We start from the raw sequence: 20,701 nt of genomic DNA on the forward strand, positions 1-20,701 counted from the left end.
GTTACAATATTTACCAAATATTCAAGGATAGAGCCTTGCAAAAAGAGTTTTATTATATAAGTTTGTTTAATAGTAAATTTATAGGGGATGATGGTGCTTACATTGATGGAATGGTCTATAGCGCCGATGGCTTTTGTGAAGATATCCATTTTAAAAAGGAATGGATGAGTCTAAAGCAGATTGCTAGAAAGGCGATGCTTGTCAATATTTCAGATGTAATTGCTATGAATGCAAAGCCTCAATTTGCCTTAATAACTATTAAAATCCCTAAAAATTTTACAAATAAAATGTTCCATCAAATACAAGAGGGATTGGCAAAAACTGCACAGGAATATGGTATAGAGATAATTGGAGGTGATACAGTAGCTGGCAAAAAACTTGATATTGCCATTACGCTTGTCTCTGCTACCAAAAAGCCCATTTTTCGTAAGCCTTTGCGCCAGGGATATCTTTTGGCACATACTGGGACACTGGGAAGTGTGAAAAAGGATTTGAGAAAACTTTTAAGAGGTGGAAAAGTCTCCAAAAAATCTAAATTTATTGCCCCCCAATTGCGAAAAGATTTTATGCATCGTGCAAATAGGTTTATCCAAGCTTGTATGGATATTAGTGATGGGCTTTTTGATGATTTGGAAAAAATGACAAGGCTCAACAAAGTTGGCATAAAATTTTTGCGCAAAATTCCAAAAAGGGTAGGGTGTAGTGGAGAGGAGTATGAGCTTCTCTTTGCTTTTGATCCAAAAGATTACAAAGCCATCGTACGCCGCGCAAAGCAAGCACGAACAAAAATAACTATTTTTGGTAGAGTTACGCGTAGAAGCTATCGCAATATTTGTAAACCAAACCATTTTTAAAGGCATTGTATGGATAGACTCTTTTTTTTAGATCATGTTCCAATAAATTTCTATTTTCGCCAGAGCCCTGAGACATTTGTAGTCGAAGAGGTGCCACTCTATCCTTTCAGTGGTGAGGGAGAGCATCTCATTGTACAAATACGCAAAAAAAATCTTACCACATGGCAGATGTTGCAGGTTATTAGTGAACAAACGGGAGTAAAGGTACGTGATATTGGCTATGCTGGACTCAAAGACAAGAATGCTTTGACTTATCAGTACATCTCTTTGCCAAAAAAATATGAAAAGCATTTGGACTCTTTTTCTCACCCGCAAATAAAAATTGTGCAGATCACTTATCATAAAAATAAGATTCGCTTGGGACATCTCAAAGGAAACAGATTTTTTATAAGACTCAAAAAAGTATCACCCGTTGATGCCAAAAAAATATCTAACGTATTAAAAATTATCGAAAAAGAGGGGATGCCAAACTATTTTGGATATCAAAGATTTGGAATAGAAGGGGATAACTTTCAAAAAGGTTATGATATTGTCCATAATAATCTTCAGATTAAAAATATTAAGAAACGTAAACTTTTTCTTAATGCCTATCAAAGTCATCTATTTAATTTATGGTTGAGTAAACGTATAGAGCTGAGTAAACTCTTAGACAGTTTTGCACCAAAAGAGCTTACTAATATCTTTGATTTACCTTTGGTAATGATAAAAGAGCTTCAATCACAGCAACAGTTTTTTAAAGTTTTCCCTGGAGATATCTGCAAACACTATCCTATGGGAAAGATTTTTTTTGTTGACGATCCAGTAGGTGAAGCAAATCGATTTATGCAAAGAAGTATTTCTGTAACTGGACTACTACCAGGAGAGAAAACTCCAAGAGCAGAGGGACTAGCCAGAGAAATAGAGAAAGATTTTGATGATGCAGCAATCTTTATGAAAGGTGATAGGAGATATGCCTGGGTTTTCCCGCAAGAGATTGAGGGAGTTTATAAAGAGTCTGAAGCATGGTATGAACTACGCTTTTTTTTACCGAAAGGAAGTTATGCTACAATCTTGCTTGAAGAGATTGCTCATAAAAAATTAAAGGAAGAGAATGAGAGCTGAATATAAAGAAGAGTGCAGATATGCAGAAGATATAGCAGAAGATACAAAAGCAGTATTAGAAAAATGGCTTAAACGCTATGGATGGGACATTCCTGAACTTGATGAAGATGTTGCAGCTAAACTTATCCTTACACAGATGCGCAAAACTCTTGATGAACTAGAAGTTCAATATTGCGGAGGCTCCTGTGGTACGGAACCTCCAAGTTGTGAAACTCCTTAGAGTCCTGGAAAAGGACTCCCTAGAGTTGAATTACCTATGGCGATTTTTCCTTGTTTTACGGAAACAGAAACAAATTTTTTAGTTAAATCTGTCCATTGAAAATAGCCGGTATCTGGATCTAAACCATTAAGTTTATAAAGTCCTCCGCCTACCGGTCTATAAATCCAATCATATGCTCCTTGTCCAAAGTTTGCAAAATATCCTTGGATCTTTATTTCTCTGTTTTTTAATGTATTCACTATATTTGAATTTTGATTTTCATTTGAATCGCCTATAACAATCTTTCCTTGTTTTACGGAAACAGAAACAAATTTTTTAGTTAAATCTGTCCATTGAAAATAGCCGGTATCTGGATCTAAACCATTAAGTTTATAAAGTCCTCCGCCTACTGGTCTATAAATCCAATCATATGCTCCTTGTCCAAAGTTTGCAAAATATCCTTGGATCTTTATTTCTCTGCTTTTTAATGCATAAACTATATTTGAATCGGAGTTATGGTAATTCGGTTGGGAGGAAGTATATGTTTGAGAAAGACAAACTCCATCAGCCCATATACCACCGTGCTGCTGACAATACTCTTTAGCATTAGAGTCTGCATACACTAATGAAATTGCTCCAATTGCAAGAAGTGTGTAAGCCAATTTTTTTAACATATTTTTTCTCCTCATTTAATTTTTTCGTATTATATTTAATAAAAATTATCAAATCGTTATTCAAAAAAAAAGAGAGCCTATACGGACCATATTTGATCCGCACTCAATAGCAAGCTCAAAATCGTTGCTCATTCCCATGGAGCAGATCTCGGCTCCATGGGGTTTGAGAGATTCAAATATTTTATAGGTAGTTTCAAAACTCTTTTTGATAATTGCTCTATCTTCTGTATGAGCTCCAATAGTCATTACTCCGCAAAGATTGATGTATTTTGTATTTTCTATGATTTTGAGATATTCATCATAAGCAGCCTCTGGCATTACTCCTGCTTTAGTCTCCTCTTTTGCACTATTTATTTGCAAAAGGCAATCCATCTTTTTCCCTTTTGCGTCTAGCCTTTTATCAAGAGCCAAAGCAAGTTCATATGAATCGAGAGATTGCATGAGCCATGGTTCAAGATCGATGAGATGATTGATTTTGTTTTTTTGCAGACGGCCAATAAAATGCCACTCAATTGGCAAATCAGCAAGTGCTTCACTTTTTGCTTTGAGATCTTGTACACGACTCTCTCCAAATGCTCGCTGTCCTAATTCATAGAGAGCTTGGATCTCCTCAGTTCCTACATATTTCGTAACAGCAACAATTTGTACGATATGATGCTCACTTCTTTTAATCCGTGCAGCCTCTACGCGTTGGATGATTGCATCAAAGTTATCCCGTAGTCTATATTTATCCATGTGTTACTCCCATAAGACGGTTAATATCGTTATAGAGTCCCAGTCCCATGAGACCAATTAAAAAGACCCAACCCATATAGGTAAGACGTAGGAGCATCTCTTCACTAGGAGGGCGTCTTGTAATCCATTCATAGAGATTGAACATAATGTGTCCTCCATCCAGTGCAGGAATTGGTAAAAGATTGAGAACGCCAAGGTTTACAGATATGAGAGCCGAAAAGCTTAAAAGTGCAATAATACCAGCTTCGCTTGCCTTTGCAGTAACATCCATGATCGTAATTACCCCACCGATCTCTTTTGGTGAGACTACTCCCTCTATCATTTTTTCGATGCCAAGTACTATAAATTTACTTGCTTGTACTGTTTTGTCCCATGCAACTTGAATAGCCTGCAGTGGCGTAAGATGGAGTTTTACAAGCTCACCACTAGGTGCGATACCTATCATTGGTCTTGTAACTGTCTCTCCAAAAATATTTTTTGTTTGTGTAGGTTTTGGAGTGATGGTAAGTTCTATGATTTTTTCTCCTCGTTTGATTTTAAAATGGAGTGGCTCTGGGTGTGAAGAGATAATATGGCTAAGATCCTCCCATGTTGTAATTTTTTGATTATTAATAGTTACTATCACATCACCTTTTTGCAATCCTGCTTGAGAAGCGGGAGAGTTTGGTACTACCTTGCCAATTTTAGGTGCAAGTGTACTATATCCTGCAAGAGCAACAATGAGATAGAGAATAAAGGCTAAAAAGAAATTTGCAAAAGGTCCTGCAAGTAAAATAATAATACGTTGCCACGGTTTTTTGGAGTTGTAGCTATCTGGATCACTGCTTCTTTTGGTAGGGTCTGTGTCATCTTGCCCTTTCATTTTTACATATCCGCCAAGTGGAAGGGCACTTATTGCCCATTCTGTACCGCAACACCACTTTTTTGCAACAACTGGACCAAAGCCGATGCTAAATCTCTCAACTGTCACTCCAAAAAACCTGGCAGCCAAAAAGTGCCCAAGTTCATGGATAAAAATCATAACTGAAAGCGCAATAAGTGCTATAAGAAATCCCATCTATTTACCTCTTTACTTTAAATACTCTTTGATATATTCATATCCACTATAGAGTGTGATTGCTACTGCTAGCCATAGGAGTGCTTCTCCAAAAGGCCAGTTCATAATCAAAAAGCCTATGGCAATCATTTGTACAATCGTTTTTATTTTACCAAGAAAGCTGGCACTTATCTCTTTGCCACTTCCTATCGCACTTACTCGCAGACCAGTGATGAAAAACTCCCGAGTCAAGATGAGATAGACCGCCCAAGGATTAGCCCGACCAAGTACTAAAAGTCCTAAAAAACCGGCCAAAGTCAACATTTTGTCTGCGAGAGGATCGAGAATTTTTCCAAGTTGTGTGATTTGATCAAATTTGCGGGCGATATAGCCATCAAAAAAATCTGTAATACTAGCTATCACAAACAAAAATGCTGCAAAATAATCGAGCCAGCTAGGATGAATATGTGGAAAAAGATCTCTTTGCACCAAAAAAAGAAACATTAAAGGCGCTAAAAGTAGCCTTATAAATGCAAGGACATTAGGAATATTGATATTGCTACGCATTAGCTAAAACTTGTACCTCCATCAATAACAAGTGTTTGTCCTGTTATCCAACCAGCTTCATCGCTGCACAAAAACCAGCATGCCCCAGCTATATCTTCTGGGGTTCCCATACGTTCAAGTGGACTTCTTGCAATTGTGGCAGCTTTGACCTCTTCGTAGTTTGGAAATGCGCGCAGTGCATCTGTATCGATAGGACCGCCACTTACTGCATTGACGCGAATCTGTTTTGGACCCAACTCATGTGCAGCATATTTTACCATGGTTTCAACTGCAGCTTTTGAGCTTCCATGCCCTGCATAGTTTGGAGTGTAGACGAGATTTCCGGTAGAGCTCAGTGTTAAGATGCTGCCACCTCCGACTTTTTCCATTCTTTTTGCAGCCTCTTGCGCACCTACTACAAAGGCGAGAACTGTTGCAGTATAGATATTATTGAGTCCTTTGGGGCGCAGTCGCATAAATGGCCCAAAACCACCGACTACTGCACGGCCCGAAATAATAGCATTGGATATAAAAAAGTCTACTCTTGAAAAATCCTCATCTATTTTTTTAAAAAGATCTTTATACTGCTCCGGTTCTAAAACATTGAGCTGATAAGCTTTTGCTTTTATGCCATACATTTTGGTGAGTTTTTGAGCATATTCGTTTGCAATCTCTTCATTGGAGTTATATGTAAAAGCTACATCTATACCTTCGCGAGCAAATCGCTCTACAATTGCTTTACCAATACCTCTTGTTCCTCCACTAATAACTAATGTTTTACTCATTGTACCACCTTATATTTTGTAAGTGCATTTTCTATTTTTGCCATATTCTCTTTACTTGGTGGTACAAGGGGGAGTCTATACTCAAGCGTATCAAGAAGACCTGCATGATACATTGCTGCTTTGATAGGAATAGGATTGCTTTCAATAAAGAGAGCTTTATTTATATCAAAAAGCTCGTCATTGATCATCTTAGCCGTATCAAACTGTCCTGCAAGTCCTGCATGTACAAGCATACTCATTTTATCTGGAAGTAGGTTTGCTGTTACTGAGATGACTCCCATACCGCCATTTGCGATGATTGGATAGTTGATAGTATCATCGCCACTAATAACATAAAGCTCTGGACGTTTTGCTAAAAGCTCCACACACCGCTCAATTGAGCCAGTTGCTTCTTTGATTCCATAGATATTTTCTACTTCATCAAAGAGGCGAAAAACAGTCTCTGGCTTTATATCGACTCCTGTACGGCCGGGAACGTTATAAAGTAGTACTGGAATATCTACAGCGTTAGCAAGAGCTTTATAGTGTTGGTAGAGCCCTTCTTGTGTAGGTTTATTGTAATAGGGTGAGACACTAAGAATCGCATCTGCTCCAGCCTTTTGTGCAAACTGTGCAAGATCGATTGCTTCATGTGTGGAGTTGCTTCCAGCTCCAGCCATGACTTTTGTACTCGTACCTTTACAAACCTCTACAGCAATCTCTATACACTTTTTATGCTCATCATGAGTAAGTGTGGCACTCTCGCCAGTAGTTCCTACAGGAACGACTACATCTATGGCATGGTCTATTTGTCTTTGTATAAGCTTTGCATACTTTTCTTCATCAACTTTTCCATCTTTAAATGGCGTAATGAGTGCTGTCATTGCACCTTTGAGTTTTTCCATTATTCACCTTTATTTGAAAGTTATAGATCTTCCATCATTTGATAATTTGATAGAAGAGAAAAGATTAGTTAAGTTTTCACTCCAAGAGAAGCTTCCATCACTTTTCATACCTTGTAATTTTTTGACTGTTCTTAGAGTCGATGAAATATATATCCAATCAAATAGGGGATTGGTACTAATAGGATCATTATAGTGTATAAAATAGCCGGTAATATTATAATTAGATTTTTTTACTAATATGTTTCTGATATGCTCTTTTGGCGTGGTGAATATCATCTCTTTTGCTCCAGATGTGGTCGTTATGCCACAGCTTACCGGATCTTTTTGGCAAAGCTGTTTGCCATACTCAATCGCTTCTTGGACGCTTAAATTCTCCACTGTGATGATTTTGAGTGCTTGGGCAACGTTGCCCTGATCGTCGATGGCTTTGATTTTAATGAGGTGATCTCCAGGAGTATCGAAAGTGAGGGAAACGCTTCGAATTGTCGGATCTATGGATTCGTATCCGTTGCCTTTGTCGATATAAAGCTCGGTGATCTCATTGGGTGATTCGATATTGAGATGGATGATGACAGGATGATAGATCTTTGGCTTGCTACTTATTTCGATGGTGATTTTGGGCTTGTTTCGATGGGCGGGAGGATTGCCATATTCACTGGCACCAATGTCGATCCTACCATTTACAATCCGTGGATTGCCAAAGTAGTCTGTTTTAAGGTATTTGAGTATCTTGGCGTATTCTTGCGCATTGTCAAAATATCTTTTGAACAGTTCATCGTCAGGATTAAGCCCGGCATCGATTGCAGGAGAATCGCTTTGGAGAGTGATATTGTCGTCTTTGAGTTTGATATCACCCACGATCGATGGCAGGAGATTGCTTTTTTTGGTGATATCAAAGCCATGTTCATCTATTTTTTCACAGTTGATGTAATTGTTGTAAAGTTTTGAATCAGCTATAGAATAAATACATTTATTCTGCATTTCATTGCTATCCCATGAAAACTCACTATTCGAAAAAAAATAGTCTATTGCGCTATTATCTTTAATTTGATTTATGAAAAAAATATTATTAGCAATTAAACCGTTAGAGTGAATTGGATTATTAATGAAATTATTATTAATTATAATAGAATTTGAAGATGAAAAAAATCCATAATATCTATTATTTAAAATAAAGGAGTTGATTACCGTTACACTGCTATGTGACGTAAAGCCATTATACCCATTTTTTGAAATTTTGGAATTGATTACCGTTGCTGAATGATGATAAGAAGAGGAATAAAATCCGCTTCCTCGATTGCTTGAAATCGTAGAGTTAGTTACATATGTCGAACCATAATCTGAAATAAATCCATATCTTCCATTGTTTGAAATTATAGAATTATTCACTTCTACCGTATGTGATGAAGAAAATCCATTTCCTCCATTGCTTGAAATCGTAGAGTTAGTTACATATGCTGAACCATAATCTGAAATAAATCCATCTCCTCCATTGTTTGAAATTATAGAATTATTCACTTCTACCGTATGTGATGAAGAAAATCCGTTTCCTTTGTTATTAGAAATTGTGGAGTTTGTTATTTTTGCAGAACTTGCAGAAAATCCATCTCCTCCATTGTTTGCAATTGTAGAATTATTTACTTCTGCAGAACTTGCAGAAAATCCATTTCCTTCATTATTAGAAATTACAGAATCTAAAATCTTCACTAAACCTCTTGAAGTAAATCCAATACCTTTATTATAAATAATTTTGGAATTATTTATTTCTACTGATTTATCACAATGAAACCCCTCACCCTCATTGTAAGAAATAATAGAATCGAGAATTTTTACCCTTCCACCTGCATAAAATCCATTGCTCTCTTTGAAGCTATTAGCGTTATAAGAGATGTTGCAATTCTTGATGAGAACATCTATATCGGTATAAAATCCACCACCTTTTGAGTCAGCTTTTCCATATAAGATGGAAAGATTTTTAAGATTTAGAAATGGTCTAGAATATGGTTTTTTGTGATTGGATAAAGGATTACATTTTTTACCGGGTAAACATATTTGTGGTCGATGGGCATTGGTAAGATTCATCACCTGATCAGTATTATCTCCATTCAAAACGATCTCACTTCTGTCGTATCCCGCTGCTCCTTGGATGGTGAGGTTGTACTCTTCATCGTCATGGAATGTAAAAGTCCCTTTTCCATCACTCGTCGTCACATATCTGCCCGGTTGGAGGATGATGGTATCATTTTCTCCATTGTGAGCAGCGTTTTCAAGAGCCTGGCGAAGCTCTGCAGTGTTGCTTACATTGAATGTAGCTGAAAAGATGGAGAGTGGTAATAGAGTTAATAACGTGATATATTTTTCCGGGTGCACAATTATTCCTTACTTGTTGGTAGATTCCCAATCTCTTTTCTCAATATTACAGTTGTCGAGTTTTTACGAGTAAAATATTTTTTTGCTGCTTCTTGCAAATCTTTAATCTGTAGTTTATCGATATTTTCTTCGTAATGCAAAAGGGGCTCAATATCACCTTTAGCGTAGTAGTCTCCAAAAATACCTGCTAAGTTACTTGAGTTTTCCAAAGAGAAGATGAAATCAGCTTTTGTATTGATTTTGATTTTTGCAAGCTCCTCTTGCTGTATTTGACCTTTTTTGAGCTTTTCTATTTGCGCCCAAAGCTCTTTTTCGATTGTTTCAGCTTTTATGCCAGGATTTGCCACAGCCAAAAAGAGAAATATTCCAGGATCGATTGTCTCTATATTATAAGCATAGATTTGATTGACAAGTTTTTTTTCATCTACTAAAGTTTGATAGAGCCAACTTGATTTTCCGCTGCTAAGAAGCTCGCTAATGGCACTGAGAGCTACTTGATCGCTACTTTGAAAATTTGGTATATGAAATGCAATTGCAATCATTTCTACTTCGCTATCGCGATTGATCTCAATGCGTTTTGCACCATCTTGAGGAGGTTCTACTTGGTGTACTTTTGGTATGTCACAGCAGTTTTTGATATGCTCAAAATGCTTTTTTGCTAGCGCAAATACTTCGTTTTGATCTATGTCTCCAGCGACAACAAGAATCGCATTTTTTGGTTGGTAGTAGGTTTTGTGAAATTTTCTGATATCATCGATTGTCCAGTGCAGGATATCTTGCATAAAACCAATCGGCGTCCAATGGTAGGGGTGATAGATAAATGTATTGTTAAAGAGGCGAAAGTAGAGATATCCTGTTGGATTGTTATCAGTGCGCCATCTGCGCTCTTCTGCTACAACTTCACGCTCTGTTTGAAACTCTTTGTCATCAAGTTTGAGATTTTCCATAAGCTCTGCAAAGAGCCATAGAGACTTATCAAGATTTTTTGCGCTTGATTTTATGAAGTAGTGGGTATAGTCAAATCCCGTAGAAGCGTTATCTACTCCTCCAAAGCTCTTGACGATCTCATCAAATTCACCGGCTTTAAGATGTTTAGTAGATTTGAAGTTGAGATGCTCAAGCATATGAGCAATACCACTTTTACCCATTACTTCATTGCGACTCCCTACGCGGTAGAATATATCTGTAGAGATAACTCCACTGCCGTTACGCATAGGAATGACAACAACTTTGAGTCCATTTTTGAGTGTTGTTTCATAATGTTTTGGCAAACTGCTAGCCATTAGTCCTCCAAGTAAAATTAATATGAAAAGAGCTATTCTCATTTGTAATCTGCTCCAATTGCTTCAGTGATGTGAGAAAAACCATCTTGTTGTAAAAGTGTTATAAGTTCTTGATTGATATCGTGAATGAGTTTTGGTCCGCCATAGATAAATGCTGTATAGATCTGCAGCAGATTTGCTCCAGCTTTAATGCGCTTGTAAGCTTCCTGGGCAGAATCTATTCCACCAACGCTAATAAGCAAAGTTTTGCCAAAAAGCTCTTTTGCAATAGCTTTGAAGATGGAAAAACTCTTTTGTTGTATTACTTTACCGCTAATGCCACCAAAATCTTTTGCTCCTTTGAGGAGTGAATAGTCAATTGAAGTATTAGTGGCTATAATACCACTTGCTCCAGCTTCAACTGCTGTGGTGGTTAGCTCTATTGCTTGCTTTTTGCTCATATCGGGAGCGATTTTGAGCAGAATTGGCGTTGTGGTTATCTCTTTTGCCATAGTAAAGAGATCTTTTATAAATGCTTCATTTTGCAAATCTCTCAGGTTGGGAGTATTTGGGCTAGAAATATTGATGACGAGATAGTCTCCTAGAGTATGAAACTGCTCAATCAAAAATCTATAATCTTCTAATGCCTTTTCTTGTGGAGTTGTTTTGTTTTTTCCTATGTTGACTCCTATTGGAAAATTGGCTGGGTAAATGCGTTGCAATCTTGCTTTGACAACAGCAGCTCCATCATTATTAAAACCCATTGCATTTTGCAACGCTTCGAAGCGAGGATAGCGAAAAAGACGTGGACGAGGGTTGCCAGCTTGTGGCTTTGGTGTGACAGTGCCTACTTCTACATACCCAAATCCAAGGGCATGGAGAGTTTTAGTCATTGTTGCATTTTTATCAAACCCTGCTGCAATTCCTATGGGATTTTTAAAATCTTTACCAAAAATCTTTTGGGTAAGAATCGGATCTTCAACTTGGTAGCGTTTTTGCAAAGCTTTGAGAAGAGGTGGGCAAAATCCTGCTAATTCAAAAGCAGTTTCAGCTATATGATGGGCAGTTTCGGGATCGAATTTAAAAAGAATATTCTTGATCGTCTGATAATCCATCCGCATTCCAATTTTTTTTGCAATTATATCTAATTTTTATTGTAGAGTTCTTTGTAGATCGAACAAGTTGCCAGAAGATCAGCATGATCTCCTTCGCATACTTTCTTACCGTTTTGCATTACCACAATTTTATCAGCAAATGTAATAGAGCGAATGTTGTGGGAAATAAGTAAAATAATGCGCCCCTGTGCAAGCTCTTTGATGGTCTGTAAAATCTGAGCTTCACTTCTTTTATCTAGCGCACTGGTTGCTTCATCAAATATCAAAATTTTTGGATCTTTATAGAGAGCTCGTGCAATTGCTAGGCGCTGTCGCTGCCCACCGCTTAAATTCATAGCAGCTTCGGTGAGTTTTGTATGGATACCTTGAGGAAGAGTTTCGACAAAATCGTAAGCTTTAGCTTTTTTGAGTGCATCTATGACACGTGCTTCATCATACTCTTCTCCACCGATATTGACTGCAATACTCTCTTGAAAAAGATAGATACGTTGCGTTACAAGTGCGATGGAATTGCGCAGACTTTTAAGATCGAATGATTTGATATTTACGTCATTAATTGTTACTTTTCCTCTTTGAGGATCGTAAAATCGCACAATGAGATTAATAAGCGAGCTCTTACCACTGCCGCTATCTCCTACAATTGCAGTAATAGCATCTTTATGGGCACAAAAACTGATATTTTGCAGTACCTTTTTGTCTTCATAAGCCAAATCTACACCTTCAAAGCAGATTTTTTCTATATTTGCTGGAACTGCTTTGGTTCCACTTTTGATAGTTGGAGTAAGCTCGATTATTTGAAAAATTCTCTCAGCTGCAGCGATGGCATCTTGGATCTGGTTGTAGAGTTTGGAGGTGTGCTTAATAGGAGTGTAGAGCATAAAAAGGGCAGTCATAAATGAGAAGAATTCCCCTGTAGTCATCTTTCCTTCAATGACTTCCTGCCCGCCGATGAAAATCACTAATGAGACAATAACTGCACCCAAAACCTCCATTAATGGGCTTATAATCTCTTGTGTACGTACCTGCTTTATGGTAAGCTCAAAGAAATCTTGGTTATGTTTTTGAAAACGTTTAAGTTCTTGTGGCTCTCTTGCTTCAGCTTTTATGAGTTCAATGTTGTTAAAAATCTCTGTCAAATGGGTTGTAAGATCAGAAATCTTCTCTTGGGAAGCGTGAGAGATCTTTTTCATACGCTTTGCTAAGCGAGAAAGTGGATAGATAGCAAGTGGCATAATAAATAAAAAATAGAGCGCAAGCTTTGGACTTTGATAGATGACAACAAAAGTGAGAGCAAATATAGTGAGAAGTTCACGAATGAAGCTTGGTATCATATTTGCTACAACGTTTTTTATACGATTGATATCGTTGGTAAGGCGGCTAATAAGCTCACCTGATGGCTGCTGGACAAAGTAGCCCATCTGCATAGCAAGGATTGATGCAAGCATTCGCTCGCGCACTGCACGAATGACATCTTGGCCAATATATTCAGTATAGTAGACTTGTATAAATTTTCCAAAACCTTTGAGAAAGTAGAGAAAAATGACAAGTGGTGGGAGGAGTTTGAGCATCTGCTCATCTTTATTGATAAATATATCATCAAGTATGGGTTTGACTACATAGGCAGATGCACTGGTACCGATTGCGGCCATTATCATGCCAATAATTGCGATAAAAAACTTCGTTTTATGCTTGATGATATAGGGCCAAAAGCGTTTGAGTGTGGCTATCAAACCTTCTCCCACAAAGTACCTTGAGGAGTATCCATTATGGATATACCCATATTTAGCAATTCCTCTCTGATTTTATCTGCAGTTGCAAAATCTTTTTGCTTTTTAGCTTCATTACGTTTTGCTATGAGAGCTTCGATTTTCTCTTTTGTCGTTTCATCAATTCCAAGCTGAAAATAGGTATAAGGATCTTTTAAGCCTATTCCTAAAACTTCGTTTAAAAATGCGATATTGGCAGCAATCTCTTTTTTGAGGGCTTTATCTTTTGGATTTTTGTCTAAAGCTTCATTAGAATTTGCTATGAAAGCATCCATAACAGCCAACGCTTTTGAGATATTAAGATCTTCACTGAGGGCATTGAGTATATTTTCTTTGAACTCTTTTCGTACGGTAGATTGTTTTGTACCATAGATACGTTTTTTGAGACGGTAAAGTTTGTCAAGACGCTTTTTAGATTGCAAGAGATCCTCTTCATTAAAATTGAGATTTGCTCGGTAGTGGGTGCCAAGAAGATAGAAGCGCAAAATCTCTCCATCATAGACTCTTAGTGCATCTTTGATAAAAAAGCTGTTTCCCAAAGATTTACTCATCTTTTCACCACTTATAGTGACAAAACCGTTATGCATCCAATATTTTGCTAGCTTTTGCCCATAGGCACATCTTGTCTGGGCTGCTTCGTTTTCATGATGTGGAAAAAGAAGATCTGCACCCCCTCCATGAATGTCAATCTGATAAGGTGTATCGTGGTAGGCAAGATGCTTATCAATCATTGCAGAGCACTCAATATGCCAGCCTGGTCGCCCTTTGCCAAAAGGGGAATCAAAGCAGACATCATCACTTCCTTTGCAAGCTTTCCACAAAGCAAAGTCTGCTGGGTTTTTCTTGGCTGGATTTGGCTCAATGCGATTGAGGGTCTCTTCATCACACTTTTTGCTCAACGAGCAGTACTCGCTATCTTTTGCCGTATCAAAGTAGATATCGCCGTTTGGAGTAGTGTATGCGCAACCCTTATCAAGGAGTTTTTGGATCATTGCAAACATCGCTTCAAGAGACTCTGTAGCTTTTGGTTCAATATCTGCTCGCTCTACGCCAAGGGCATCCATATCTTCTAAATAGCGTTTGATATAGTAGCTCGTAATCTCTTGAAGGTTTTTTTTCGTTTGGTGCATCTTTTTTATGATTTTGTCATCAATATCGGTGAAGTTTTTCATCATTGTAACTCGAAAGCCAAGAGCTCTTAATGTGCGGCGCAAGAGATCAAAAGCAATTGCGCTTCTTGCATGCCCTAAATGCGCATCATCATAAACAGTTGGTCCACAAACATATATTTTTAACTGTTTATCTTTGATAGGAATAAGCTCTACCACCTTTTTTAAAGAACTATCATATATTTGCATCGATCCTCCAGAACTCTTTTATAAGTAAAATTATAGCTATTTCAATAGCTGCTGCAAAGAGTAGCCAAAAAAGTTTGCGACTCTTTGCAATTTGTATAAACTTTGAAAAGCCAAATGCTTTGATACTGAAAAAAAAGAGAACAAATCCAGCAATGCTTGAAGCAAGTGCCAAACCAGCAGCTTTGAGTGGAATAATGAGAAGCAGTGAAAAAATGATATTTGTAATGAGTGAATAGCTTGCAATTTTAGCTGCCTCTTTTTGTCTGTGTGTGGCGTAGAGCCAGAGAGAAAAGAGCTTTGCTAAACCATAAGGGAGGAGACCTAGCATGTACATCGCCAAGACTGATGCAGTAGCAACTGTATCGCTATGTGTAAAACTCCCCCGCTCAAAAAGGAGCCATATAATCTCTTTTGCAAGGAGTATTCCACCAATAGTTGCAAAGAGCAAAAGCGCAAAAAGAGCAAAGAAGCTTTGCTCTAAGAGTTTGAGGGCTTTTTGCTTTTCGTTATGTTTGAGACTTTTAGCGATACTTGGAAAAAGAGCGGTAGCAGTGGCAATGGCAAAGAGTGCAAGGGGGAGTTGTAAGATACGATTGGCGTAGTAGAGGTAGCTAATGGATCCAGCACTCAAAAATGAGGCAAGCCAAGTATCTAAAAAAGCGCTGATTTGAGCAGTGGAGTTACCCCAGATTGCTGGGAAAAAATTTTTATAGAAATGCTGCAGCTGTTTTTGAATGAGATCTTTTTTTCTCTTTAATGCAAAAAAACCTGCAAATAGGCGGCTAAGAATATGCAAACGATAGCTCATATACAAATGCAAAATAAACTGCAAAGCCCCTCCGACTAAGACAGCAATACTCATAGCAAGCACTATTGTCTCTTTTGGAGCTTGCTGAAAGAGTATAAGTGCAATGATAAGCGATAAGTTCAGAAGAGCTGTGGAGAATGCTGTAGTAGCAAAATGCTCCTTGTGTTGCAGGAGTGCTGCTAAGAAAGTGACACAAAAAATAAAGTCAAGATAGTAAAAATTGATAGCCACGTATGGAGCAGCCATATCGATGAGATGCTCGGAAAAGCCAAAGGCGATGAGTTTGGTAAAAAAGGGTGAAAAGATTGTCACTATGATTGAGAAGGAAAAGATGATGAGAAAAAATCTTTGAAAAACTGCTGCTGCGAAGAGTGCTTTATTGGTAGAAGCTGTGTAAGATGGCAAAAAACTTTGTACAAAAGCTCCCTCACCAAATATGCGCCGAAAAAGATTAGGGAGCTTAAAAGCAACAAAGAAAATATCGCTATAGATATTTGCTCCCAAAATCGAAGCAGTGAGAAGATCGCGCAAAAATCCTAAAATGCGGCTGAGTAAAATTCCTGCACTATTGGTAAATATTTTTTTGAGCATCTTTAATTATATTCCATTTTGCATATTTTTTAAGCGCATGGCAAAGAAAAGCCCCAAACTTAGCATAAAAATTGTAAAACTATAAAGGGTTGTATAGTTGAATGTCTTGAGTATAAATCCTCCCGGGATTGCAAAAAAGAGTCCAAGAGATGTGATATTGTTTTGTAAAGCGATGTAGATAGGGCGTTTATCTTGCGGTGCTATGGAAAAGAGAAGATTTATTGTGGCTATACGAAATCCATCAATTGCCATGCCAAGAGTGAAAAAGACAAAAAAATAAGCATATTTATGGTGAGAAAAAAGCAGTACTGTAAAAGAGATGATTGCTAAAATAAAAGAAGTGAGCATAATCTGCTTATAGTGAGGTGCTATCTTTTTCCAGATGATATTTCCTACCATTGCACCACTCATCTGTATTACAATAAAGCCTCCCACAAGCCAGCCTGAGAGCTCAATAAACTGTTTGGCTTGTAAAATGACATACGCAAAGCTAAATAAAAAGGAGTAACTCAAAAGCACAGTTATAATTTGGATCTGTAAAGCTTTGTCACTACGTAAAATTTTTGCTGCGTTGCCTAAAAACTCCCAAAAACTCTTCTCTTTTTCAAGAACCTGCTCTTTGACTGGCTCTTTAATGGATGCAAAAGCGATAAGTCCAAATGCCATTAAAAAGGCACTGACTATAAAGAGATAGGCATAACTTTTTGGAGCTGGAAAATGCTCTAAGATGTATCCAGCTGCTATGCCACTAAGAATCGAGCCAATTGCAGCGAAAAACTGGCGGTTTGCCATCGACTTTCCACGGGTTTCTTGTGTAAAGACCTTAGCTAATATCTCATTAAAATAGATGCTGCCAAATCCGGCACTAAAACTAAAAATAAACAAAAATAGAGCAATAAAAAAGAGCGTTAATTTTGGATGTGCATCACCTATGATATAGATTGCAAGTCCGATGCTAAGCCAGCTTAGAAATCTTACTAAAAAAACAAGGCGTAAATATGGCATGACGAGTTTAAAGCTTTGCGCGTAAAATGCAGCAAAGAGCTGTACCACAATTGCCCCACCTCTTAGCAAGGATGTATAAAAACCTACAATCATCACATCAGAACTAAAATGGGCAATGATGAGAGGAAGTGTAGTAGATGGTTCAGCTACACCAAGTGCTATAGCTAAGAAAAATCCGTGTAAAACGTTTTTGAGATTGTTGCTTGTATAATTCATGGGCACAATTATATGATAAAATTGCAAAAATTTTGGAGTGGGGATGATTGTCGGAATAGAAGGCAAGGTGATAAAAAAAGAGCCTACTTTTGTACATATTGGAACAGGTGGACTTATCTATGAGGTGTTTGTTTCACTCAATGCAAGTAGTGCAATAGAAAAAGATCATATTCGTCTCCATACTACACATATAGTGCGTGAAGATGGGGAGATGCTTTATGGTTTTTTGGATATTAATGAAAAAAAGATGTTTGATAGACTCATAAAGCTTAGTGGTGTTGGTCCAAAGGTTGCAATGGCAATTTGCTCTACTTTTAAGCCAGAAGAGTTTGTCAAAGTAGTGCATGAGCGCAATATCAGTAAACTCAAAAAAGTTCCAGGGATTGGTCCTAAGAGCGCGCAGCGCATACTTGTAGAGTTGGATGAGTTTGATATTGGCGAGCATGCGCCTCTTTCAAGTGCGCACAACGAGGCTATGATGGCGCTAGAGAGTCTTGGATTTAAAAAAGAGCAGATCCAAAAAGTACTTGCTACTTGTGAAGCTGCAGATACGGCTGGTCTTGTGAAAGAGGCTTTGAAAAAAATGCAAAAAATTTAAAGGAAAAGAATGCAATTTGGTGTTATTTTTGGTGGCGTGAGCTATGAGCATGAGATAAGTATAGTGAGTGCAATAGCTCTCAAAGATATTATAGAAGCAGAGTTTATTTTTATTGATAAAAAGAGAGATTTTTATCTCATAGACAAATCAAAACTCAAATCAAAACTCTTTAGCAGTGGTGAATATACAAAAATGCCAAAACTTGAACTTAAAAAGGGAGGATTTTATCAAAAAGGATTACTCAAAGAAAAAAGAGTGGAGTTTGATGTAGCAATAAATCTTGTGCATGGTGGTGATGGGGAAGATGGAAAACTTGCTTCACTTTTAGAGTTTTTTGCTATTCCTTATATTGGCCCTCGTATTGAAGGAAGTGTGGTAAGCTACAATAAACTCCTCACAAAACTCTATCTGTATCATTTAGGGATCAATACACTCGATTTTCAGCTACTCCACAAAGAAAAAATAGAGCCACTTAAATTTGACTATCCGGTTATCATAAAACCTTGCCATCTTGGAAGTAGTATTGGAGTGAGTGTTGTAAGAGATGAGAGTGAGTTAAGCTATGCACTCGATGTTGCTTTTGAGTTTGATAATGAGGTTATTATAGAGCCTTTTATTGAAGGAGTCAAAGAGTACAATCTTGCGGGATGTAAAGCGGGGAATTTCTATCTATCAAAGATAGAGGAGCCAGTAAAAGGTGAATTTTTAGATTTTGAGAAAAAGTATCTCGATTTTGGTAGGACTGAAGAGGTAAAAGAGGCCGAGCTAGTTCCTGGAATTCGTGAGCAGATGATAGAGTCTTTTAAAAAGCTTTATGAGCCTCTTTTCTATGGGGCTATAATTCGCGTAGATTTTTTTGTGCATAGAGGGCAAGTATATGTCAATGAAATAAATGCTGTACCTGGAAGTTTGGCAAATTATCTCTTTGAAGATTTCCTCACTCCACTCCAAGCTTTAGCGAGAAATCTTCCAAAACCTCGTGCCATCCCTATCGATTATCACTATATCAACTCTATCCAATCAGCAAAGAAGTGAAAGACTTAATTATTTTGGGAGCAGGAGCCTCTGGGCTCTTTTGCGCTCAGTTTTTGCGGACGAAAAACTATCTTCTTCTTGAACACAATCCAAAGCCAGCAAGAAAAATTGCAATAAGCGGAGGAGGACGCTGCAATGTTACAAATAAAATAGTAAATAGCAGCCACTATCTGACAAAATATCCACAGTTTGTAGAAAATGTTTTTACACAGTTTGATAATAGGTCTCTTTTGCAATGGTTAAAAAAGAAAAGATGTGAGCCAGTTTTACGAAAAAAGACGCAATACTTTTGTCCCCATAGCGCTTATGAACTTATAGAAATTCTTGCAAATCGTAATACACTTTACAATTGTGAAATAAAAGATGTGGAATATAAAAAAGGTATTTTTGTTGTAAAAACTTCACAGGGGGTTTTTCGAACTAGATCCTTACTCGTAGCTACTGGTGGTCTAAGTTACAAGAAAATTGGTGCAAGTGGGATTGGGTATGAGATTGCGAAAAAATTTGGACACACTGTTACTCCTTTGGCTCCAGCACTTGTAGGACTTACTGTACAAAAGGAGCAGTTTTGGTTTAAAAAGCTTAGTGGCGTGACACTTCCTGCAGTAGTGAGAGTTGGAGAAAAGCAGTTTTGTGACAATATTTTGTTTACTCATAAGGGAATAAGTGGTCCAGCGATTTTAAATGCGTCACTTTATTGGCAAAAAGGGTATATTACTCTCTCTTTTTTACCACAACTTCCAAAATTTCTTCCCTATAAAAATATTGCTACACAGCTTCCACTGCCAAAGAGATTTACAATAGAGTTTTTTCATGCTGTTGGTATAAAAGATAAAAAAGCAAAAGATCTTACGGTGCAAGAGAAGAAAAAACTCCAGTTACTTCGTGCTTATTCCTTTGCACCAGCAGGTACATTTGGCTATGAGCGGGCTGAAGTGACAAAGGGAGGTGTGGATATAGGAGAGCTTGATGAGAGGATGCAAAGCAAAATCATTCCAGGACTCTTTTTTGCAGGAGAGGTTTGTGATGTTACAGGTGAGCTTGGAGGATACAATTTTCAGTGGGCATTTAGTAGCGCATTTGTAGCACAAAGAGGTATTGATGAGTATCTTAGAGATCACTGATTATATTGGAATCATAGCGTTTGCACTCAGTGGATATTGGGTAGCTGCTCAGCACAAACTCGATATCTTGGGAGCTTTTATCGTAGCTTTTCTCACAGCACTCGGTGGAGGGGTTATTCGCGATATTCTTACAGGAGCTACTCCTTATGCATTTACCCATACACTTCCAGCAGCAATTGTTATTGGTGTAGTTGCAAGTGCGTACCTTTTGCGTTTACAGAGATTTTTTGATTACCAAAAAAAGCTTATATTTTTATTGAGTGACGGTTTGGGTCTTGTCTCCTTTTCTATTAGTGGTGCAATGGCTGCATTGAGTGCACAATTTAATTTTTTTGGAGTGATGCTCGTAGCTCTTATTACAGCTGTTGGCGGTGGAGTTGTAAGAGATATATTGCTCAATGAGATTCCTTTCATTTTGCGCACAGGATTTTACGGGACTATTGCCATATTGACTGGAGCTTTTATTTTTCTTTTGAATGAAATTGGGTTTTTAAATCCATATACTGTTACACTTCTTTTTTTCTTCTCTTTATTCCTGCGTCTTTGGGCGATATTTGGGAAGTGGAGCCTCCCAAAATTATAAAATAAATTTATATATCGAATTTGATAAGAGTTTTAACATTTTTATATGACAATAGG

General features: G+C 37.6%; 20 protein-coding genes. 7 read left to right on the forward strand and 13 right to left on the reverse strand.

The features are described 5' to 3' along the window. Positions 1–35: 35 nt before the first annotated feature. The 3 genes from NITER_RS02155 to NITER_RS02165 are packed head-to-tail and all read left to right on the forward strand — an operon-like array spanning position 36 to position 2,175. The gene (locus tag NITER_RS02155) at positions 36–854 is read left to right on the forward strand and encodes a thiamine-phosphate kinase (protein WP_084276210.1); all 819 of its coding nucleotides are present in this window, start codon (positions 36–38) and stop codon (positions 852–854) included. A 9-nt stretch (positions 855–863) separates the two neighbouring features. Beyond that, positions 864–1,955, forward strand: coding sequence for a tRNA pseudouridine(13) synthase TruD (truD, locus tag NITER_RS02160; protein ID WP_084276208.1), 1,092 nt, complete (start codon positions 864–866; stop codon positions 1,953–1,955). Then, entirely contained in the window at positions 1,945–2,175 is a 231-nt protein-coding gene (locus tag NITER_RS02165; RefSeq protein ID WP_084276207.1) for a hypothetical protein, read from the forward strand. The genes truD and NITER_RS02165 overlap by 11 nt, the downstream gene beginning before the upstream one ends. Here the strand turns inward: NITER_RS02165 and NITER_RS02170 are convergent. From NITER_RS02170 to NITER_RS02230, 13 genes are read right to left on the reverse strand one after another with little or no spacing between them, the layout of a single operon-like run. Next, positions 2,172–2,828: a hypothetical protein gene (locus tag NITER_RS02170; RefSeq protein WP_084276205.1), complete on the reverse strand. Its 657-nt coding sequence runs from the start codon at positions 2,826–2,828 to the stop codon at positions 2,172–2,174. The two genes, NITER_RS02165 and NITER_RS02170, sit on opposite strands and share 4 nt — an antisense overlap. 60 nt (positions 2,829–2,888) lie before the next feature. Continuing rightward, a complete protein-coding gene (locus NITER_RS02175; RefSeq protein WP_084276203.1) occupies positions 2,889–3,563 on the reverse strand; it encodes a YggS family pyridoxal phosphate-dependent enzyme in 675 nt (224 codons plus the stop codon). Beyond that, positions 3,556–4,620, reverse strand: coding sequence for an RIP metalloprotease RseP (gene rseP, locus NITER_RS02180; protein WP_084276201.1), 1,065 nt, complete (start codon positions 4,618–4,620; stop codon positions 3,556–3,558). The genes NITER_RS02175 and rseP overlap by 8 nt, the downstream gene beginning before the upstream one ends. A gap of 12 nt (positions 4,621–4,632) precedes the next feature. Further along, positions 4,633–5,166, reverse strand: a complete 534-nt coding sequence (pgsA, locus tag NITER_RS02185; protein ID WP_084276199.1) for a CDP-diacylglycerol--glycerol-3-phosphate 3-phosphatidyltransferase — start codon at positions 5,164–5,166, stop codon at positions 4,633–4,635. Further along, complete coding sequence (locus NITER_RS02190) at positions 5,166–5,930, reverse strand: enoyl-ACP reductase (protein WP_084276197.1); 765 nt, start codon at positions 5,928–5,930, stop codon at positions 5,166–5,168. The genes pgsA and NITER_RS02190 overlap by 1 nt, the downstream gene beginning before the upstream one ends. Continuing rightward, positions 5,927–6,814, reverse strand: a complete 888-nt coding sequence (dapA, locus tag NITER_RS02195; protein ID WP_084276196.1) for a 4-hydroxy-tetrahydrodipicolinate synthase — start codon at positions 6,812–6,814, stop codon at positions 5,927–5,929. The genes NITER_RS02190 and dapA overlap by 4 nt, the downstream gene beginning before the upstream one ends. Positions 6,815–6,823: 9 nt before the next feature. Continuing rightward, positions 6,824–9,184, reverse strand: a complete 2,361-nt coding sequence (locus NITER_RS02200) for a right-handed parallel beta-helix repeat-containing protein (protein ID WP_084276194.1) — start codon at positions 9,182–9,184, stop codon at positions 6,824–6,826. Between the two features lie 2 nt (positions 9,185–9,186). Continuing rightward, positions 9,187–10,467, reverse strand: coding sequence for a M16 family metallopeptidase (locus NITER_RS02205; RefSeq protein WP_197685328.1), 1,281 nt, complete (start codon positions 10,465–10,467; stop codon positions 9,187–9,189). A gap of 38 nt (positions 10,468–10,505) precedes the next feature. Beyond that, positions 10,506–11,561, reverse strand: a complete 1,056-nt coding sequence (locus NITER_RS02210) for a quinone-dependent dihydroorotate dehydrogenase (RefSeq protein ID WP_084276191.1) — start codon at positions 11,559–11,561, stop codon at positions 10,506–10,508. 29 nt (positions 11,562–11,590) lie between these two features. Beyond that, on the reverse strand, positions 11,591–13,303 hold the full coding sequence (locus NITER_RS02215; RefSeq protein WP_197685327.1) for an ABC transporter ATP-binding protein: 1,713 nt from the start codon (positions 13,301–13,303) through the stop codon (positions 11,591–11,593). Then, positions 13,288–14,685 carry a cysteine--tRNA ligase gene (gene cysS, locus NITER_RS02220; protein WP_084276189.1) on the reverse strand — a complete coding sequence of 466 codons (1,398 nt, stop codon included), beginning with the start codon at positions 14,683–14,685 and terminating at the stop codon, positions 13,288–13,290. The genes NITER_RS02215 and cysS overlap by 16 nt, the downstream gene beginning before the upstream one ends. Then, positions 14,672–16,084 carry a murein biosynthesis integral membrane protein MurJ gene (gene murJ / locus NITER_RS02225; RefSeq protein WP_084276187.1) on the reverse strand — a complete coding sequence of 471 codons (1,413 nt, stop codon included), beginning with the start codon at positions 16,082–16,084 and terminating at the stop codon, positions 14,672–14,674. The genes cysS and murJ overlap by 14 nt, the downstream gene beginning before the upstream one ends. Positions 16,085–16,090: 6 nt before the next feature. Then, positions 16,091–17,305 carry an MFS transporter gene (locus tag NITER_RS02230; RefSeq protein ID WP_084276185.1) on the reverse strand — a complete coding sequence of 405 codons (1,215 nt, stop codon included), beginning with the start codon at positions 17,303–17,305 and terminating at the stop codon, positions 16,091–16,093. 43 nt (positions 17,306–17,348) lie between these two features. Between NITER_RS02230 and ruvA the strand changes: the two genes are divergently transcribed. Genes ruvA through NITER_RS02250 form a run of 4 tightly spaced genes read left to right on the forward strand, consistent with a single transcriptional unit; the run spans position 17,349 to position 20,645 of the window. Then, positions 17,349–17,903 (forward strand): Holliday junction branch migration protein RuvA, encoded by a 555-nt coding sequence (ruvA, locus tag NITER_RS02235; protein ID WP_084276183.1) that lies wholly within the window; start codon positions 17,349–17,351, stop codon positions 17,901–17,903. Between the two features lie 9 nt (positions 17,904–17,912). Further along, positions 17,913–18,938: a D-alanine--D-alanine ligase gene (locus NITER_RS02240; RefSeq protein WP_084276182.1), complete on the forward strand. Its 1,026-nt coding sequence runs from the start codon at positions 17,913–17,915 to the stop codon at positions 18,936–18,938. Beyond that, positions 18,935–20,062 carry a BaiN/RdsA family NAD(P)/FAD-dependent oxidoreductase gene (locus tag NITER_RS02245; protein WP_084276180.1) on the forward strand — a complete coding sequence of 376 codons (1,128 nt, stop codon included), beginning with the start codon at positions 18,935–18,937 and terminating at the stop codon, positions 20,060–20,062. Before NITER_RS02240 ends, NITER_RS02245 begins: the two co-directional genes overlap by 4 nt. After that, complete coding sequence (locus NITER_RS02250) at positions 20,040–20,645, forward strand: trimeric intracellular cation channel family protein (protein WP_084276179.1); 606 nt, start codon at positions 20,040–20,042, stop codon at positions 20,643–20,645. Before NITER_RS02245 ends, NITER_RS02250 begins: the two co-directional genes overlap by 23 nt. The last annotated feature ends 56 nt before the right edge of the window (positions 20,646–20,701 follow it).

Source organism: Nitratiruptor tergarcus DSM 16512 (assembly GCF_027946175.1).
GTDB lineage: Bacteria > Campylobacterota > Campylobacteria > Campylobacterales > Nitratiruptoraceae > Nitratiruptor > Nitratiruptor tergarcus.

What these genes read in the sequence shown, in the direction of transcription:
- NITER_RS02165 (WP_084276207.1), top strand. Translation starts at nt 1,945, where the DNA reads ATGAGAGCTGAATATAAAGAAGAGTGCAGATATGCAGAAGATATAGCA.
- NITER_RS02250 (WP_084276179.1), top strand. Translation starts at nt 20,040, where the DNA reads ATGAGTATCTTAGAGATCACTGATTATATTGGAATCATAGCGTTTGCA.
- dapA (WP_084276196.1), bottom strand. Translation starts at nt 6,814, where the DNA reads ATGGAAAAACTCAAAGGTGCAATGACAGCACTCATTACGCCATTTAAA.
- ruvA (WP_084276183.1), top strand. Translation starts at nt 17,349, where the DNA reads ATGATTGTCGGAATAGAAGGCAAGGTGATAAAAAAAGAGCCTACTTTT.
- murJ (WP_084276187.1), bottom strand. Translation starts at nt 16,084, where the DNA reads ATGCTCAAAAAAATATTTACCAATAGTGCAGGAATTTTACTCAGCCGC.
- truD (WP_084276208.1), top strand. Translation starts at nt 864, where the DNA reads ATGGATAGACTCTTTTTTTTAGATCATGTTCCAATAAATTTCTATTTT.
- NITER_RS02190 (WP_084276197.1), bottom strand. Translation starts at nt 5,930, where the DNA reads ATGAGTAAAACATTAGTTATTAGTGGAGGAACAAGAGGTATTGGTAAA.
- NITER_RS02240 (WP_084276182.1), top strand. Translation starts at nt 17,913, where the DNA reads ATGCAATTTGGTGTTATTTTTGGTGGCGTGAGCTATGAGCATGAGATA.
- NITER_RS02205 (WP_197685328.1), bottom strand. Translation starts at nt 10,467, where the DNA reads ATGGCTAGCAGTTTGCCAAAACATTATGAAACAACACTCAAAAATGGA.
- rseP (WP_084276201.1), bottom strand. Translation starts at nt 4,620, where the DNA reads ATGGGATTTCTTATAGCACTTATTGCGCTTTCAGTTATGATTTTTATC.
- pgsA (WP_084276199.1), bottom strand. Translation starts at nt 5,166, where the DNA reads ATGCGTAGCAATATCAATATTCCTAATGTCCTTGCATTTATAAGGCTA.
- NITER_RS02170 (WP_084276205.1), bottom strand. Translation starts at nt 2,828, where the DNA reads ATGTTAAAAAAATTGGCTTACACACTTCTTGCAATTGGAGCAATTTCA.
- NITER_RS02175 (WP_084276203.1), bottom strand. Translation starts at nt 3,563, where the DNA reads ATGGATAAATATAGACTACGGGATAACTTTGATGCAATCATCCAACGC.
- NITER_RS02210 (WP_084276191.1), bottom strand. Translation starts at nt 11,561, where the DNA reads ATGGATTATCAGACGATCAAGAATATTCTTTTTAAATTCGATCCCGAA.
- cysS (WP_084276189.1), bottom strand. Translation starts at nt 14,685, where the DNA reads ATGCAAATATATGATAGTTCTTTAAAAAAGGTGGTAGAGCTTATTCCT.
- NITER_RS02230 (WP_084276185.1), bottom strand. Translation starts at nt 17,305, where the DNA reads ATGAATTATACAAGCAACAATCTCAAAAACGTTTTACACGGATTTTTC.